This is a genomic window from Sporomusaceae bacterium ACPt (assembly GCA_041428575.1).
Taxonomy (GTDB): domain Bacteria; phylum Bacillota; class Negativicutes; order Sporomusales; family Sporomusaceae; genus Sporomusa_D; species Sporomusa_D carbonis.
Genome location: CP155570.1, coordinates 1578636 through 1592919, shown reverse-complemented (window position 1 = coordinate 1592919; position 14284 = coordinate 1578636). Strand labels below are relative to the sequence as shown.

General features: G+C 45.0%; 16 protein-coding genes. 1 reads left to right on the top strand and 15 read right to left on the bottom strand.

What is annotated here, in order from left to right; genetic code table 11:
• Nucleotides 1–21: 21 nt before the first annotated feature.
• The 14 genes from SCACP_RS08000 to SCACP_RS07935 all read right to left on the bottom strand — a co-directional run bounded on the left by SCACP_RS08000 (nucleotide 22) and on the right by SCACP_RS07935 (nucleotide 11998).
• Complete coding sequence (locus SCACP_RS08000) at nucleotides 22–1080, bottom strand: elongator complex protein 3 (RefSeq protein ID WP_425060812.1); 1059 nt, start codon at nucleotides 1078–1080, stop codon at nucleotides 22–24.
• Nucleotides 1081–1131: 51 nt separating this feature from the next.
• On the bottom strand, nucleotides 1132–1869 hold the full coding sequence (gene rnc, locus SCACP_RS07995; protein WP_425060811.1) for a ribonuclease III: 738 nt from the start codon (nucleotides 1867–1869) through the stop codon (nucleotides 1132–1134).
• Nucleotides 1870–1878: 9 nt separating this feature from the next.
• Nucleotides 1879–3120 carry a beta-ketoacyl-ACP synthase II gene (fabF, locus tag SCACP_RS07990; RefSeq protein WP_425060810.1) on the bottom strand — a complete coding sequence of 414 codons (1242 nt, stop codon included), beginning with the start codon at nucleotides 3118–3120 and terminating at the stop codon, nucleotides 1879–1881.
• Between the two features lie 14 nt (nucleotides 3121–3134).
• Nucleotides 3135–4082, bottom strand: coding sequence for an NAD(P)H-dependent flavin oxidoreductase (locus tag SCACP_RS07985; protein WP_425060809.1), 948 nt, complete (start codon nucleotides 4080–4082; stop codon nucleotides 3135–3137).
• Nucleotides 4083–4227: 145 nt separating this feature from the next.
• Nucleotides 4228–4464, bottom strand: a complete 237-nt coding sequence (locus SCACP_RS07980) for an acyl carrier protein (protein WP_425060808.1) — start codon at nucleotides 4462–4464, stop codon at nucleotides 4228–4230.
• A gap of 41 nt (nucleotides 4465–4505) precedes the next feature.
• A complete protein-coding gene (fabG, locus tag SCACP_RS07975) occupies nucleotides 4506–5249 on the bottom strand; it encodes a 3-oxoacyl-[acyl-carrier-protein] reductase (protein ID WP_425060807.1) in 744 nt (247 codons plus the stop codon).
• Between the two features lies 1 nt (nucleotide 5250).
• A complete protein-coding gene (gene fabD, locus SCACP_RS07970) occupies nucleotides 5251–6195 on the bottom strand; it encodes an ACP S-malonyltransferase (protein WP_425060806.1) in 945 nt (314 codons plus the stop codon).
• A 31-nt stretch (nucleotides 6196–6226) separates the two neighbouring features.
• Complete coding sequence (fabK, locus tag SCACP_RS07965; protein ID WP_425061355.1) at nucleotides 6227–7108, bottom strand: enoyl-[acyl-carrier-protein] reductase FabK; 882 nt, start codon at nucleotides 7106–7108, stop codon at nucleotides 6227–6229.
• A 52-nt stretch (nucleotides 7109–7160) separates the two neighbouring features.
• On the bottom strand, nucleotides 7161–8174 hold the full coding sequence (locus SCACP_RS07960) for a beta-ketoacyl-ACP synthase III (RefSeq protein WP_425060805.1): 1014 nt from the start codon (nucleotides 8172–8174) through the stop codon (nucleotides 7161–7163).
• The gene (gene plsX / locus SCACP_RS07955; protein WP_425060804.1) at nucleotides 8167–9192 is read right to left on the bottom strand and encodes a phosphate acyltransferase PlsX; all 1026 of its coding nucleotides are present in this window, start codon (nucleotides 9190–9192) and stop codon (nucleotides 8167–8169) included. Before plsX ends, SCACP_RS07960 begins: the two co-directional genes overlap by 8 nt.
• A 50-nt stretch (nucleotides 9193–9242) precedes the next feature.
• A complete protein-coding gene (gene fapR, locus SCACP_RS07950; protein ID WP_425061354.1) occupies nucleotides 9243–9815 on the bottom strand; it encodes a transcription factor FapR in 573 nt (190 codons plus the stop codon).
• A gap of 138 nt (nucleotides 9816–9953) precedes the next feature.
• Nucleotides 9954–10130 carry a 50S ribosomal protein L32 gene (gene rpmF, locus SCACP_RS07945; RefSeq protein WP_093791868.1) on the bottom strand — a complete coding sequence of 59 codons (177 nt, stop codon included), beginning with the start codon at nucleotides 10128–10130 and terminating at the stop codon, nucleotides 9954–9956.
• 41 nt (nucleotides 10131–10171) lie between these two features.
• Nucleotides 10172–10690, bottom strand: coding sequence for a YceD family protein (locus SCACP_RS07940; RefSeq protein WP_425060803.1), 519 nt, complete (start codon nucleotides 10688–10690; stop codon nucleotides 10172–10174).
• A 105-nt stretch (nucleotides 10691–10795) separates the two neighbouring features.
• The gene (locus SCACP_RS07935; RefSeq protein WP_425060802.1) at nucleotides 10796–11998 is read right to left on the bottom strand and encodes an acetate/propionate family kinase; all 1203 of its coding nucleotides are present in this window, start codon (nucleotides 11996–11998) and stop codon (nucleotides 10796–10798) included.
• A gap of 191 nt (nucleotides 11999–12189) precedes the next feature.
• Between SCACP_RS07935 and SCACP_RS07930 the strand changes: the two genes are divergently transcribed.
• A complete protein-coding gene (locus SCACP_RS07930) occupies nucleotides 12190–13443 on the top strand; it encodes a nucleotidyltransferase (protein ID WP_425060801.1) in 1254 nt (417 codons plus the stop codon).
• On the opposite strand, the gene SCACP_RS07925 is transcribed toward SCACP_RS07930, so the two are convergent.
• Entirely contained in the window at nucleotides 13379–14203 is an 825-nt protein-coding gene (locus SCACP_RS07925) for a patatin-like phospholipase family protein (RefSeq protein ID WP_425060800.1), read from the bottom strand. The two genes, SCACP_RS07930 and SCACP_RS07925, sit on opposite strands and share 65 nt — an antisense overlap.
• Nucleotides 14204–14284: the final 81 nt, after the last annotated feature.

Sequence of the window (14284 nt, the reverse complement as noted above, 5' to 3'; positions counted from 1 at the left end):
ATTCCTTCTTTTACATGATTTTTAAATTGATTTTATCATGTTTTTGTTAAGTATATAACGACTTCCTTGATACTCCAGTACGAGACTGCTTCTAGTAACTGCCGAATCTGCGTGCAGGTTGACGGTTAACAAGCTATATCTATGTTTAAGCCTACTTAAATTAATATTATGCTGCCCCCGTACTTTAGAACAGTCCTGGGGGTGATGGCGGATAAATAGGCAGGTTGTATGGTGCAAAGCCGCCTGCTCAATAAATGTAGTCATCATGAGATAAAAAATATGTGAATCCACCAGTTCACCAAAAGCCGGATGATACGGCCCAGCAAGAACATTCTCTCCGCTATCAAGTTCCTCAGATGCTTGTAAGCCAGTGCGGATAACAGCAATCCCCTGACGTTCAAATACTAGCTTCATATAAGCCGAGCGCGCTACAGCCTGAGCTAACGAAAGAGGACAATAGTCACCCCGGCTATATAATTCCGCAAGCACAGTGCCGGTAATGACAACAGCCGGATAAATGCGGACAAAATCAGGTTTAAGTAAAATTGCCTGACGCACAGTCCCAATTAGACTTAGCCAGTCTTCGCCCGGCAAACCTGGCATTAGTTGCAAGCCACAGCTTATGCCTGCCATCTTTAACAGTCTAACAGCATCAGCAACAGCCTGGCTGTTATGGCCGCGGGCTGATCTCCCCAGCACATTGTCATCAAGCGACTGCACGCCTAACTCAACAATATTTACCTCTTGCTTGGTCAAATTATCAACAATCGGGCCGGTAATACAGTCAGGTCGAGTTGACAAGCGAATAGCGTGAATGCGGCCACTCCGTAAAGCCTGGGTAGCAGGAGTCAACAATTCATTTTGGATGTCCTCAGGCAAGGCGGTAAAACTGCCTCCATAAAAGGCTACTTCAATCCGGCGATTTTGGGTAATGGCAGCTAATCTTTCTTCAATAATTGCCGCCACCTGTTCGGCCGTAACCGGAGTTTGCCGTCCGGTTATTTTGTTCTGATTACAAAATATGCACTGGTGCGGACACCCCAGATGCGGAATAAACACGGGTATTATGTAATGTTTCATAACGCTCCTAAATATAACAAAGACGACCAAAAATGGCCGCCTCTATTTTGACTACGATTCAGTTAATATTCCAAGCTTTACCAATGCCTGCTTAGCGGCCTGCTGCTCGGCTTCTTTTTTACTTTTACCCCAACCGGAACCCATACGTTCACCAGTAACAAAAACGGCGACTTCAAAAGATTTATCATGGTCAGGCCCACGTTCGCTAATAACTTCATAAGCAATTTTACTATCGTTGTTTTTTTGCACTATTTCCTGTAGCCATGTTTTATAGTCTTTAAAATAGTCGCCGCGCTCAACCAGCGCCAATTCAGACTTAAGCTGGCTTAAAACATATTTGGCAGCACTTTTAAACCCCGAATCAAGATATACTGCGCCAATAATAGCTTCAAACGCATCAGCGAGGATTGATATACGTTCCCGACCGCCTGATAACGCCTCACCCTTACCTAACAGGAGATACTCGCCTATACCTAGTTCCAGTGCCCGCTTAGCAAGCGTCTGCTCACAAACAACCTGAGCCCTAGCTTTAGTCAGTTCGCCTTCCGGTAGATGTGGACACCGGCTAAACAAATAAGAACTGATAATGAGGTCCAGAACGGCATCGCCTAAAAACTCCAGACGCTCATTATGCCTGACAGTGGCACCTTTAGTTTCATTGGCGTATGAAGTATGGATAAGGGCCTGGTGCAACAGTTTATAATCGCTGAACGCAACACCCAAAGTGCGGCATAACTCGGCTAATGCCTGCAACCGGGTACTATCAAGCATCCCTTTTACTTCTCTCATAGGTAGCAGCTATGCCTGGTATTTTTTCACCAGAATGGTTGCATTGTGGCCACCGAAGCCAAATGAATTGGAAAGCGCCATGTTAACCACATGTTTCTGCGCTGTGTTCGGAACATAATCCAGGTCGAGTTCTGGATCCTGGTTTTCCAGGTTAATTGTCGGTGGGACAATGTCATTAGCTATCGTGAGCACAGTAGCAATTGCTTCAATACCACCAGCCGCACCTAAAAGGTGTCCGGTCATAGACTTTATAGAACTGATTTTAAGCTTCTTGGCGTGATCACCGAATAACGACTTAATCGCCAGAGTTTCATTTTTGTCATTAAGCGGCGTCGAGGTGCCATGAGCGTTTATGTAGTCTATACCGCTAGCCTCAACCCCGGCGTCTTTAAGTGCCATAGCCATGCATTTAGCAGCTTGGGCGCCTTCAGGTGCCGGCGCAGTAATATGATAGGCATCAGCATTAGAACCATAGCCAATAATTTCAGCATAAATTTTAGCACCACGCGCAACAGCATGTTCAAGCGTTTCCATAATAACTATACCGGCGCCTTCCCCCATAACAAAGCCATCACGCTCTTTATCGAAAGGACGGGAAGCTTTTTGCGGTTCGTCATTACGGGTGGACATAGCTTTCATAGCACAGAATCCAGCTACAGCGGCTGGTGATATAGCCGCCTCAGTGCCGCCGGCAACCATAACATCGGCATCGCCGCGTTGGATAATTTTAAATGCGTCACCAATAGCATTGGTGCCGGTTGCGCAGGCAGTAACCACACAACTGCACGAACCTTGCAGACCAAAAGTAATAGAAGTTTGACCGGCAGCCATGTTAGCAATCATCATTGGCACAAAAAACGGGCTGATACGGCCAGGACCTTTTTCAAACAGAGTTTTATACTGATCATGCAGTGTGTCCATGCCGCCAATACCGGTACCAATTAAAGTGCCTATACGGCTAAGGTCTTCTTGTTCAAGATTAATGCCAGCGTCTTCAAAAGCCATTTTAGCTGCAGCTATAGCAAACTGAGTACAACGGTCCATACGCTTGGCTTCTTTCTTATCCATATATTTGGCAGGATCGAAGTCTTTTACTTCTCCGGCAATTTGGGTAGTATAGTCACTGGGATCGAAACGGGTAATACGGCCAATACCTGATTTTCCGGCCAGCAAAGCTTGCCAAAATGCATCTTTACCAATGCCAATAGGCGTGATCGCGCCTAAACCTGTAATTACGACTCGTTTTTTCAAATAAAGTCACCTCACTAGTTTGTTTCTTCAATTTCTTTTAGAAGCCGTGCGAAAATTTCTTTTACAGGCAATATTTCATCTATTTTATGAATATACTCACCAGTAAATACCAACCCGGTATCAACGTCCCCTTGCTGAGCCCGAATAAGTGCATTAATTATACAAAAATTTTGCGCGCAATGCTTCAGACAGGCTATGCATTTACTTGGACCATCGGTAGTACATTCAAGTATTTTCTTGGCAAAAGGATTTTTAATAGCTTGTCCGGGTAATCCAACCGGACTTTTTATTAACACTACATCGTCATGCTTGGCCTTTAAATAAAATTCTTTTAACGCCGGAGCAGCATTGGATTCAACACTGGCAGCAAATCTTGTGCCCATCTGCACACCGTCAGCACCAAGTTTCATGATTTCGACAATGTCCCGGCCGGACATAATTCCCCCGGCGCCAATCACAGGAATGCTCACGGCTCTTTTGATATCAGGCAACAATACCCGCACCGATTGGTTAGTTCCTAAATGACCTCCCGCTTCTTTTCCTTCAACAATGATTGCCGAAGCACCTAACGTTTCGGAAATTTTCGCCCCTTTAACCGTGGAAACAATGGGTACAATAGGAGTGCCAGACTTTTTTCCCATGGAGAATATGTCTCGGGAAAACCCAGCTCCTGCCACGATCAAATCGATGCCCTCATCAATGGCAGTGTTCACATATCGCGCAAATTCTCTTGCCGCAACCATAATATTTATACCAATTATTCCTTTTGCTAAGGTTCGCGCCAACCGAATTTCGTGTCGCAACTCATCAAATGTCATGCCGGATGCCGCAATGAGTCCAATACCACCAGCTTCGGCCACTGCAGCAGCCAGACGTGCGGTCGAAATCCTTACTGCCATGCCCCCCTGGATGATGGGTATTTTAGCCACATGCTGGCCAATTCTAAGCTCCGGAAGTTTCAACTAACAACTCCTCCAATCAATAACCATACCTGCAACTGCATACCTGCCATTACCTTTAAGAAAGTCCCGCGAAAAAAGATTCCACGGGACTTTCTTCGTTTTGCATAAGGTAATGTCATCATTACGACGCCGGTAAAACGTTCCGTTACGCTTGCTTTTCCTTGTCTATGTACTCCACAGCGTCTTTTACTGTTTTGATTTTTTCAGCTACTTCGTCCGGAATTTCAATGCTGAATTCCTCTTCAAAGGCCATAATCAGTTCAACAATATCCAGTGAATCAGCGCCAAGATCGTCAATGAAAGTAGAGTTCATAGTAACGTCAGCTTCATCAACGCCGAGCTGTTCAACCACGATTTCTTTAACCTTGTCAAAAGTTGTCATAATGGTGTTCACCTCCTTCCAAGGCAGACTAAAACCATATATTACATTACCATACCGCCGTCAACATTTAAAGTCTGTCCGGTGATATAATTTGCCGAATCTGTCGCAAAAAATACTACCGCAGCAGCGACATCGTCAGGCGTACCCAATCTATTGAGCGGAATTTGGGCAGATAAATCAGCTTTAACCTGGTCGGATAAGCCATGGGTCATATCAGTAGCGATAAATCCTGGCGCAACCGCATTAACCGTAATCCCCCGGGAGGCCAATTCTCTGGCCATCGACTTAGTAAAGCCAATGACGCCGGCTTTAGCTGCAGCATAGTTTGCCTGCCCGGCGTTGCCCCTGATTCCCACAACTGACGTCATGTTAATGATCTTGCCGCTTCGTTGTTTCATCATAATTTTGGCAACCGCCTTGGTACAATAGAAAATGCCCTTAAGATTGGTATTTATAACGGCATCCCAGTCTTCTTCTTTCATGCGCATCAACAGCGCATCACGCGTAATGCCGGCGTTATTTACCAGAATATCAATCTTGCCATAAGTGTCAATAGTCTGTTTGACCAAAGCCTCCACTGCCTCTGCGTTGGCAACATCAGCCTGAACGGTAATGGCCTGGCCACCATTATCAGTGATAACTTTACGAACTTCTTCGGCAGCTTGCGCATTACCGGCATAATTGATTACAACTTTTGCACCAACTTTTGCCAGAGCAATGGCTACTGCGCGACCAATACCGCGGGATGCTCCGGTAACAATTGCCACTTGTCCATCTAAATGCATTTTAACGAACCTCCTTGAAATAATCAAGGGTTTTTTCCAAGGAAGTCATGTCCTCTACATTTAAGGTTTCCATACCTTTAGCAATCTTTTTGGTAAATCCTGTTAAAACCTTTCCTGGTCCAACCTCAATAAAAGTAGTTGCGCCAAATTGTACAATTTGCGCTACACAATCTTCCCAAAGCACCGGGCTGGCAGCTTGTTTGACCAAAAGGTCTTTTATGGCTGCGCCTTCAGTTACAATTTGTCCGTTTACATTTACTACTACTGGAATTTGCGCGCTGTTAATACTAACTTTGTCAAGCTCAGCACTTAACTTTTGAGCTGCCGGCTGCATAAGGGTACTGTGAAATGGAGCGCTTACCGGCAAAGATACTGCTCTTTTTGCTCCCGCCGCTTTTAACAATTCATTTGCCTTATCAACAGCCTGGGTTTTTCCTGCGATAACAATCTGCCCAGGGCAGTTGAAGTTTACCGCCTGCACGGCACCAAGCTCAGCTTCTACTTGTCTGCAAACTTCGACAACTGTATCACGTTCCAGCCCCATTATAGCTGCCATACTGCCTTCGCCCAGCGGTACAGCTTCCTGCATAAATTCGCCGCGTTTTCTTACAAGGCGCACAGCATCACTAAAAGATAGGGAACCGGCGGCAACTAACGCTGAATACTCGCCCAGACTGTGCCCGGCTACAATGTCAGGTTTTACGCCCTGCTGCTTGAGTACCTCATAGCAAGCTACACTGACCGTCAATATTGCCGGTTGGGTATTAAAAGTCTTTTTAAGCTCTTCTTCCGGGCCGTTAAAACACATATCGGTAATTGAAAAACCCAGCGCCTCATCGGCAGATGTAAATATCGCCCGCGCTACCTCAAAATTGTCATACAGTTCTTTCCCCATGCCTACACTTTGCGAGCCTTGTCCGGGAAAAACAAATGCCAGTTTTCCCATTTCTTTCCCTCCTTATGTATTTGTCGATCATTTATATTTTTCGCGTAAGTTCGCCAATAATTTTAGGGATGTTTTGAATAATATCTTGCATAATATCATTGACTGGACGGATTGATTTTATCATGCCTGCTACCTGACCTACCATCACTGATCCGTAGTCTATATCACCCTCGCGCACGGCCGATCTGAGCTTACCCGCACCCAGACGGTCAAGTTCTTCAGTTGTGGCACCACGCTTTTCCAGTTCAGCATAATCGCGAGTCAGCTTATTGGCAATAACCCGTACCGGATGACCGGTAGATACGCCAGTAATTACTGTTGAGCGCTCTTTAGCTTTAATAATTGCCATTTTATAATTGGGATGGGCAGTGCATTCAGCAGATGCAGCAAATAATGTTCCCAGTTGAACTCCCTGGGCGCCTAAAGACAAAGCCGCGACAACACCACGGGCATCACCAATGCCCCCAGCCGCAATAACTGGTACTTTAACGGCATCAACAACCTGCGGAACAAGCGTCATAGTTGTTACTTCGCCAACATGACCGCCGCTTTCCATGCCTTCTGCGATAATAGCGTCAATACCTACCCGTTCCAGGCGCCTTGCCAGCGCCACTGAAGCAACTACCGGAATAACTTTAGTACCTATTTCCTTTAATGCCGGAATATATTCCCCAGGATTGCCCGCCCCTGTCGTGACAACCGGTAGGCGTTCTTCAAGAACAACCTGCATTACTTCTTTGACAAACGGCGACATGAGCATAATATTGACGCCAAACGGTTTTTCTGTTAAATCCTTAGCTTTTCGTATTTCGGCTCTAAGAGCATCTGGCGGCATATGGCCAGCACCAATGAGTCCTAATCCGCCAGCATTGGAAACCGCGGCAGCCAATTCGGCAGTGGCCACCCAGGCCATTCCCCCCTGTAGAATAGGGTATTTTATATTTAAAAGCTGGCAGAGCGTACTATTAAGCAATAGCGTCGGCCCCCTTGCCCCATTTTATAACCGCTGATGCCCAGGTTAAACCAGCGCCAAAGCCGACAAGGACAACAATGTCACCGTATTTTATCTTTCCGCTGTGTACAGCCTCTTCGAAAGCAATCGGAATGGATGCCGCCGAAGTATTCCCATATTTATCAACGTTAACCATGACTTTATCCATAGGCAATTTAAGCCGCTTTGCTGCTGATTGGATAATACGGATATTAGCTTGGTGTGGAATAAGGCAGTCTACATCAGTGGCAACCAGTCCGGCATTGTCCAAAGCTTTAACGGCCGCTTCGCCCATGACTTTAACGGCAAACTTAAATACTTCATTGCCGTTCATATGTACAAAATGCATTTTTTGTGAAATTGTTTCCTGAGTTGCCGGGTTTCGCGAGCCGCCGGCCGGCAGTTTTAGCAGATCACCGCCTGAGCCGTCAGCGCCAAGATCGGCTCCTAAAATACCAAAACCTGGTGCCGTTTCAGCCAATACGGCTGCACCAGCACCGTCCCCAAACAACACGCATGTATTACGGTCACTCCAGTCAAGTATTCTGGAAAGAGTTTCGGCACCGACAACCAGCACCTTTTTATATAAACCAGCCTTAATAAACTGGCTCCCTGTTACAAGACCGTAGACAAACCCAGAACAGCCCGCCGCCAGGTCAAAAGCGGCAGCATTATTGGCCTTCAGATTTGCCTGCACCAGGCAGGCAACCGATGGAAAAAACATATCAGGCGTAGCAGTAGCCACGATAATAAGGTCAATTTCTTCAGCCGTTACGCCGGCATCTTCAAGAGCCTTCTGAGCCGCCCGGCTTGCCAAATCCGAAGTGGCCATATCCGGTTCGGCTATCCGGCGTTCACGGATGCCAGTCCGTTCAACAATCCATTCATCTGAAGTATCTACTATTCGTTCCAAATCTTTATTAGTCATTATTTTATCAGGCACATATGTACCGATACCAATAATGCCCACAGCTATATTATCATTCATTGGTCACAACCCCCTCTTTGGCAATGTTTTCACGGATATGGGAGACGACATCCTGCTCGGTAAATTCTTTAGCTACTCTGATAGCATTTTTTATTGCTTTTGCCCTAGAACTTCCGTGACAAATAATAAATCCCCCGTTTACACCTAATAATGGTGCACCACCATATTCAGCATAATCAAGCTTTTTCTTTAGCCCTTTTAAAGCTGGCAGGACTAACATGGACGCCATTTTGGTCCAAAAACCGCTGTCTTTAATTGCTTCCTTAACCAACTGCAAAATAGCACTGGCCAAACCTTCTCCCAGTTTCAAAACAATATTTCCAACAAAACCATCGCAAACTACAACGTCAACTGTTCCTTTCGGAATATCACGCCCTTCAACATTGCCAATAAAATTTACCGTACTAAGTTGTTTTAAGAGCGGATATGTGGCGTGAACTTGTTCATTCCCTTTACATTCTTCTTCGCCAATATTCAAAAGGCCTACACGAGGGCGAGGAATATTAAGCACATATTCAGCGTAAATAGCACCCATAATAGCATTTTGCAATAAATGTTTAGGCTTACTATCCACATTGGCTCCCGAATCCAAGAGAACTGTTGTACCGGTAAGATTGGGCATAGGTGTAGCTATGGCTGGACGCTCAATACCTTTTATTCGTCCCAAGCCAAATAATGCCGCAGCTACTGCCGCACCAGTACTGCCAGCAGATATCACCACATCACAGTAGCCTTCTTTGACTAGTTTAGTAGCAACCACTACCGAGGCATCCTTTTTTTTCCTTACGGCAGCCCCTGGTGACTCATGCATGTCTATTACTTCACCAGCATGATGCACACTAATCCTAAGACTCTTCCAGTCTCCCTGATGGTCAAGCGCTTGGATAATTTGAGCCTGGTCGCCAACTAAAATAATTTCAAGGTTTTGATTAACATACTCTTTGGCAGCTTGAATCGCGCCCAAAACAATTTCTCCGGGCGCATAATCTCCGCCCATGGCATCAATGGCAACCTTCATCCAATATCTCCCTTCACCAACCGCCAGAATGACGCATATCTATTAAACATCTATTCTTTATGTAGATCAGATTCAAGTGATACCATAATAAATTTGGCGCGAAAAACTTCCTGGCTGTCATTCCTAGTTTTAACCCAAATAAAATATTTATTGCCTCTTTTTTTTATGATCTCGGCTTTAGCCACCAGCTTTTCACTTTCATGCACGGCAATCTTATACTTGATATTAGCCACCCCGGTTACGGCAATAGGAGCGTCAATAATCGCCAAAGCTAAAGAATTGGCCTGCGCAAATATGTAGTGCCCCCGAGCTACCTTGGTTTTTTCATACACCATGTCAGATGTTACAGTCATTAATGAAATGCCCGATTTACCCAGCTCTAAGTCAATCAGTTCACCAACAACGTCAGCGCTGGCTATTGTCTTGAGCTTGTTCTGGGCCTCTTCAGCCATAAGTTTAGTACGTTCTCTGAGTTCGGGGATGCCGAGTTCCAGCCGATCAAGGCGGATGGTCTGCACACTGACACCAAGATATGTTGCCAACTCTTCATCAGTAAGAAAAGGTGTACTGGACAATTTCTCCCGTAACCGTTCTTGCCGTATTTTTTTTTGAACCCGCGCCATAACATCACCTAGTTTTATCAGCAAGTTATATTACCAATTGATAGCATTAATTATAGCCAGTTGCTCTCAAAATTGCAAGCAAAAAAGTGAGCAAGATAAAGTATTAATTGCCTTTTATCTTGCTCACTCACTATTTTTTTATTCTGCTTGCACCACAACTTTACCATTATAATGACCACATTCAGGACACACACGGTGAGGCATTTTCTTTTCGTGACACTGGGGACATTCTACCAAACCAGGAATAGTAAGCTTCCAATTAGCGCGACGCTTATCGCGACGGGATTTGGACATTTTACGCTTAGGTACTGCCATCTGTTTCCACCTCCTTAACCAAATTGGCTGACCTGCATATCTCAGTCCTTGGACAAGAGTTTTTCTAAAACCGCAAGCCTCGGATCAGTTTTAATCGGGTTGCAGCCGCAGGTATCTATGTTTAGGTTGGTGCCGCATTCCGGGCATAACCCGCGGCAGTTTTCACTACATACCGGCTTAAGCGGCTCTGCCAACAAAATATTCTCACGGATCAAATCCGTAATATCAATTTCGTCACCGGTAAAGTAATTAATCTCTCGACTGGAAAAATTATCAATTTCTTCTAGTTCCGTTTCCTTATAATCTTCACTGAACGGAATATTAAGTACATGAACCATAGGTTCAAGACACCGGCTGCAGCACTGATTGATTGCGGTATTGACAGTGCCGGTTATTTGGTAGATATTGCCTTTATTAGTGACCTGAATTTCAACTGTGATAATGTCAGACCAAAGCCCCTGTTGGTTATCGACTCCAAGGTCTTCAGCCGAAGTTTTAAAAGAAAAAGATTGAGTCCCACCGATATCTTTTCGTAGCTGCCCGATGTTAATTTTCATCATTTTCCACCTCAACCTTCATCTATTATAGCGACACGGCAGAAGTTTGTCAAGAAAACAAAAAACAAGGAACAATGCGTTCCCTGTTTATACTATTAAACTAAAACTTTATACCAGATTACTGCAGATAGCTTTAGTATCACGAGCGATAACAAGTTCTTCATTGGTCGGGATAACGAAAATTTTGACTTTCGCGCCGTCAACACTGATTTCTTGCGCTTTGCCGCGAACATTGTTCTTAACCGGATCAATTCTAGTCCCAAGGAATTCCAGGCCGTTGCAAATTTTGTCACGCATGGTAATAGAGTTTTCCCCAAGACCGGCGGTAAAGATAATGGCATCAACACCACCCATGGCTGCAACATAAGAACCGATAAATTTCCGCACTCTATAGGCAAACATTTCAAGCGCCAGTTGAGCGCGTTCATTACCTGAGCTGGCCGCTTCTTCAATGTCGCGGAAGTCGCTCGACACGCCAGACACGCCAAGTACACCGGATTTTTTGTTAAGGTAATTGTCAACCTGGTCAGCTGTCATACCTTCTTTCTTCATTAAGAAAGGAATGATGGCCGGATCAATACCGCCGGAACGAGTGCCCATTACCAGACCTTCGAGCGGGGTAAAGCCCATGCTAGTGTCAACACACTTACCGTATTTAACGGCGGCAAGGCTGGCACCATTGCCTAGGTGACAAGTAATAAGCCGCAGGTTAGTCACATGTTCACCCATAAGTTCAGCAGCCTGTTGGGAAACATATTTATGGGAAGTTCCATGGAAACCGTAACGTCTAACACCATATTTCTCATAAGCTTCATAAGGTATAGCATAAAGGAAAGCATGTTTGGGCATTGTTTGATGGAAAGCGGTGTCAAATACGGCTACTTGCGGAACGCCAGGCATAATTTCTGCACACGCGTTAATCCCCATAATGTTAGGCGGGTTATGTAACGGAGCCATTTCAATGCACTCTTCCAGCGCCTGCATAACAGCCGGGGTAACAAGTACTGAATCAGCAAATTTCTCAGCACCGTGTACAACTCTATGGCCAACAGCCGAAATTTCTTGCATGTTGGCAATAACGCCGTGCTGGACATCAGTCAGAGCCTCAATAACCAGTTTAATGCCGATATTATGATTGGTAATGTCGGCATTAATAACCACTTTGTCTTTACCGGCAGGCTGATGGGTTAATACTGAACCGTCCAAACCGATGCGCTCAACCAGACCTTTAGCCAGAACGGTCTCATCAGTCATATCGACCAATTGGTACTTAAGCGATGAACTACCACAGTTGACAACCAAAACTTTCACAATAAAATCCTCCCTAATTTTTTTTAAGTATGTATTGGTTGTGGTCAGACCACTCGTCCCAATATCGTAACTTACCAACATTTTTTATGTGTTCGACACCTGACTTAGTTTCCCTTCAGCTACCAAAATTATTTAATAAAAAATTTCACAAATAGAAAAATTAGTATACAATTAGTACAGGGTGAAGTGTAATGAAATCAGTAGGCATGATTGTTGAATATAATCCTTTTCATAACGGCCATTTACACCATCTGAACAAGGCACGGCGAATTTCGGGAGCTCAGTTTACTATTGGCATTATGAGCGGCAATTTTGTACAGCGCGGCGAGCCGGCCATTGCCGATAAATGGTCGCGGGCCGCTCTTGCTGTTAAAGCAGGTGTCGACCTTATACTCGAGCTTCCTGCCGTTTTCACCGTACGCAGCGCCCAGTACTTTGCTACCGGCGGAATACAGTTACTGAGCCGTCTGGGCGTGGTTAATTATGTCTGCTTTGGCGCTGAAACAGCCGATTTAAGTGTACTCACCGCTGCAGCAAAAGCATTAGCCACAGGCAATACTATCGACTCCTTACGTCAGAACATGAAAACAGGTAAAACCTATGCCGCCAGCCTAGCCATGGCTCTGCATGCAGAAGCAGAGATTGATTCCGCTGTAATCCGCAAACCCAATAACATATTGGCAATTGAATATTTGCGAGCCATTGCCGCTTACGCCCCACACCTCGTGCCACTCCCCATAGAGCGCTGCTCGGCAAATTATCATGACACTTCCATCACTTCAACTATTGCCAGCGCTACTGCTGTGAGGACGGCAATTATAAAAGATGGTTTGCTTATTCCTGACGGTAAGGCCTATCAGTCTGTTCCACCAGTCTGCGCTCACCAAATCAATAAGCTTATTTCCGCAGGACGGGCTCCGGTGACACTGGACGCTTTTAGTAATATTATTTTAGCAAAACTTAGAACCATGCGTCCGTCTGAGCTGGCTGATTTACCTGATGTCACCGAAGGGCTACATAATAAAATAAGCGATGCCGCTTTGAAAGCAGCCACCGCTAGCGAGTTGTTATCAATTATTAAGAGCAAACGTTATACAGTGACCCGCCTTCAGCGCATCCTAGTTCACGCGCTTTTGGGAACAACCAAAACCAAACTTGCGCACTTTGACCAGACAGGCCCGCTCTATGCCCGGATACTGGCATTTAACCAAAATGGACGTTTGTTGCTTAAAGCGATTAATAAACGTTCAACTGTACCGATAATTACAAAATTTTCTCAGCATCTTACAAGTAAAGAACGGTATCAAGAAAATCTGCCGCTGCTAAAAGATATGTTGTCCTATGATGTTGCCGCCACAGACGTCTATGTTCTCGGATCGCCTAACTGCCAATGGAGGATAGGCGGCCTGGATTATCAGACTTCTCCTCTATATATTGCCGACTAACCAAAATCTTTTTTATTTCGGGAATAACCGTTTCCGTTGCCAGTTCTCCAGCCAATAAGCATTCATCCATACTCTCAAATGAACTTGGAGATATATTTCCTATGTCAGGTTGAATGAGAACATCGCAATGATGCTGACGGTGCTTGCACAATTCCCGTTCCATTATATCAATTGATTGGATAATTACATCGAACATATTGCTAATAGTGCATATCGTACCTGCATGCGCTAAATCAACAGCAATAACAATGTCAGCCCCCATGTTGCGGGCGGTGTCGATCGGCGTAGGGTTTAGCACCGCACCATCTACATACAACTTGTCGTCCATCGTAAAGGGAATAAAAATTCCCGGTACAGAAATACTGGCCCGAACGGCTTTAGCCACATCCCCTTGGGTAAAAACAACTTCCTGCCCACGATTCAGTTCAGTGGCTACCACCGCCAGCGGTAATTTAAGCTGCTCAAACGTCATTTGTCTAGTTAGCAAACGAATAGTAGCCAACGCCCGTTCACCTGAAATAATACCCATTTGGGGAATGACAAAATCCAACCAATGCCGTCTTTTTAAATTTTTGGCTAGTTTGAACATAGTCTCAGGGTCAAGCCCGGCAGCGTAAAGTGCTCCGATTAGGCTGCCGATACTGCAACCAGCAATATAATCAATCGGAATATTATGCTTCTCCAGCACTTTTAATACTCCTATATGAGCTATTCCTCGTAAACCGCCTGATCCAAGGGCCAAACCTACTTTTGAGCGCATCGCTATCCCTCCAAATACAAACTAAATGGTCTAACAACCGCATTTTAGTTATATTACCTCTGCCCTGTCAATATATATATT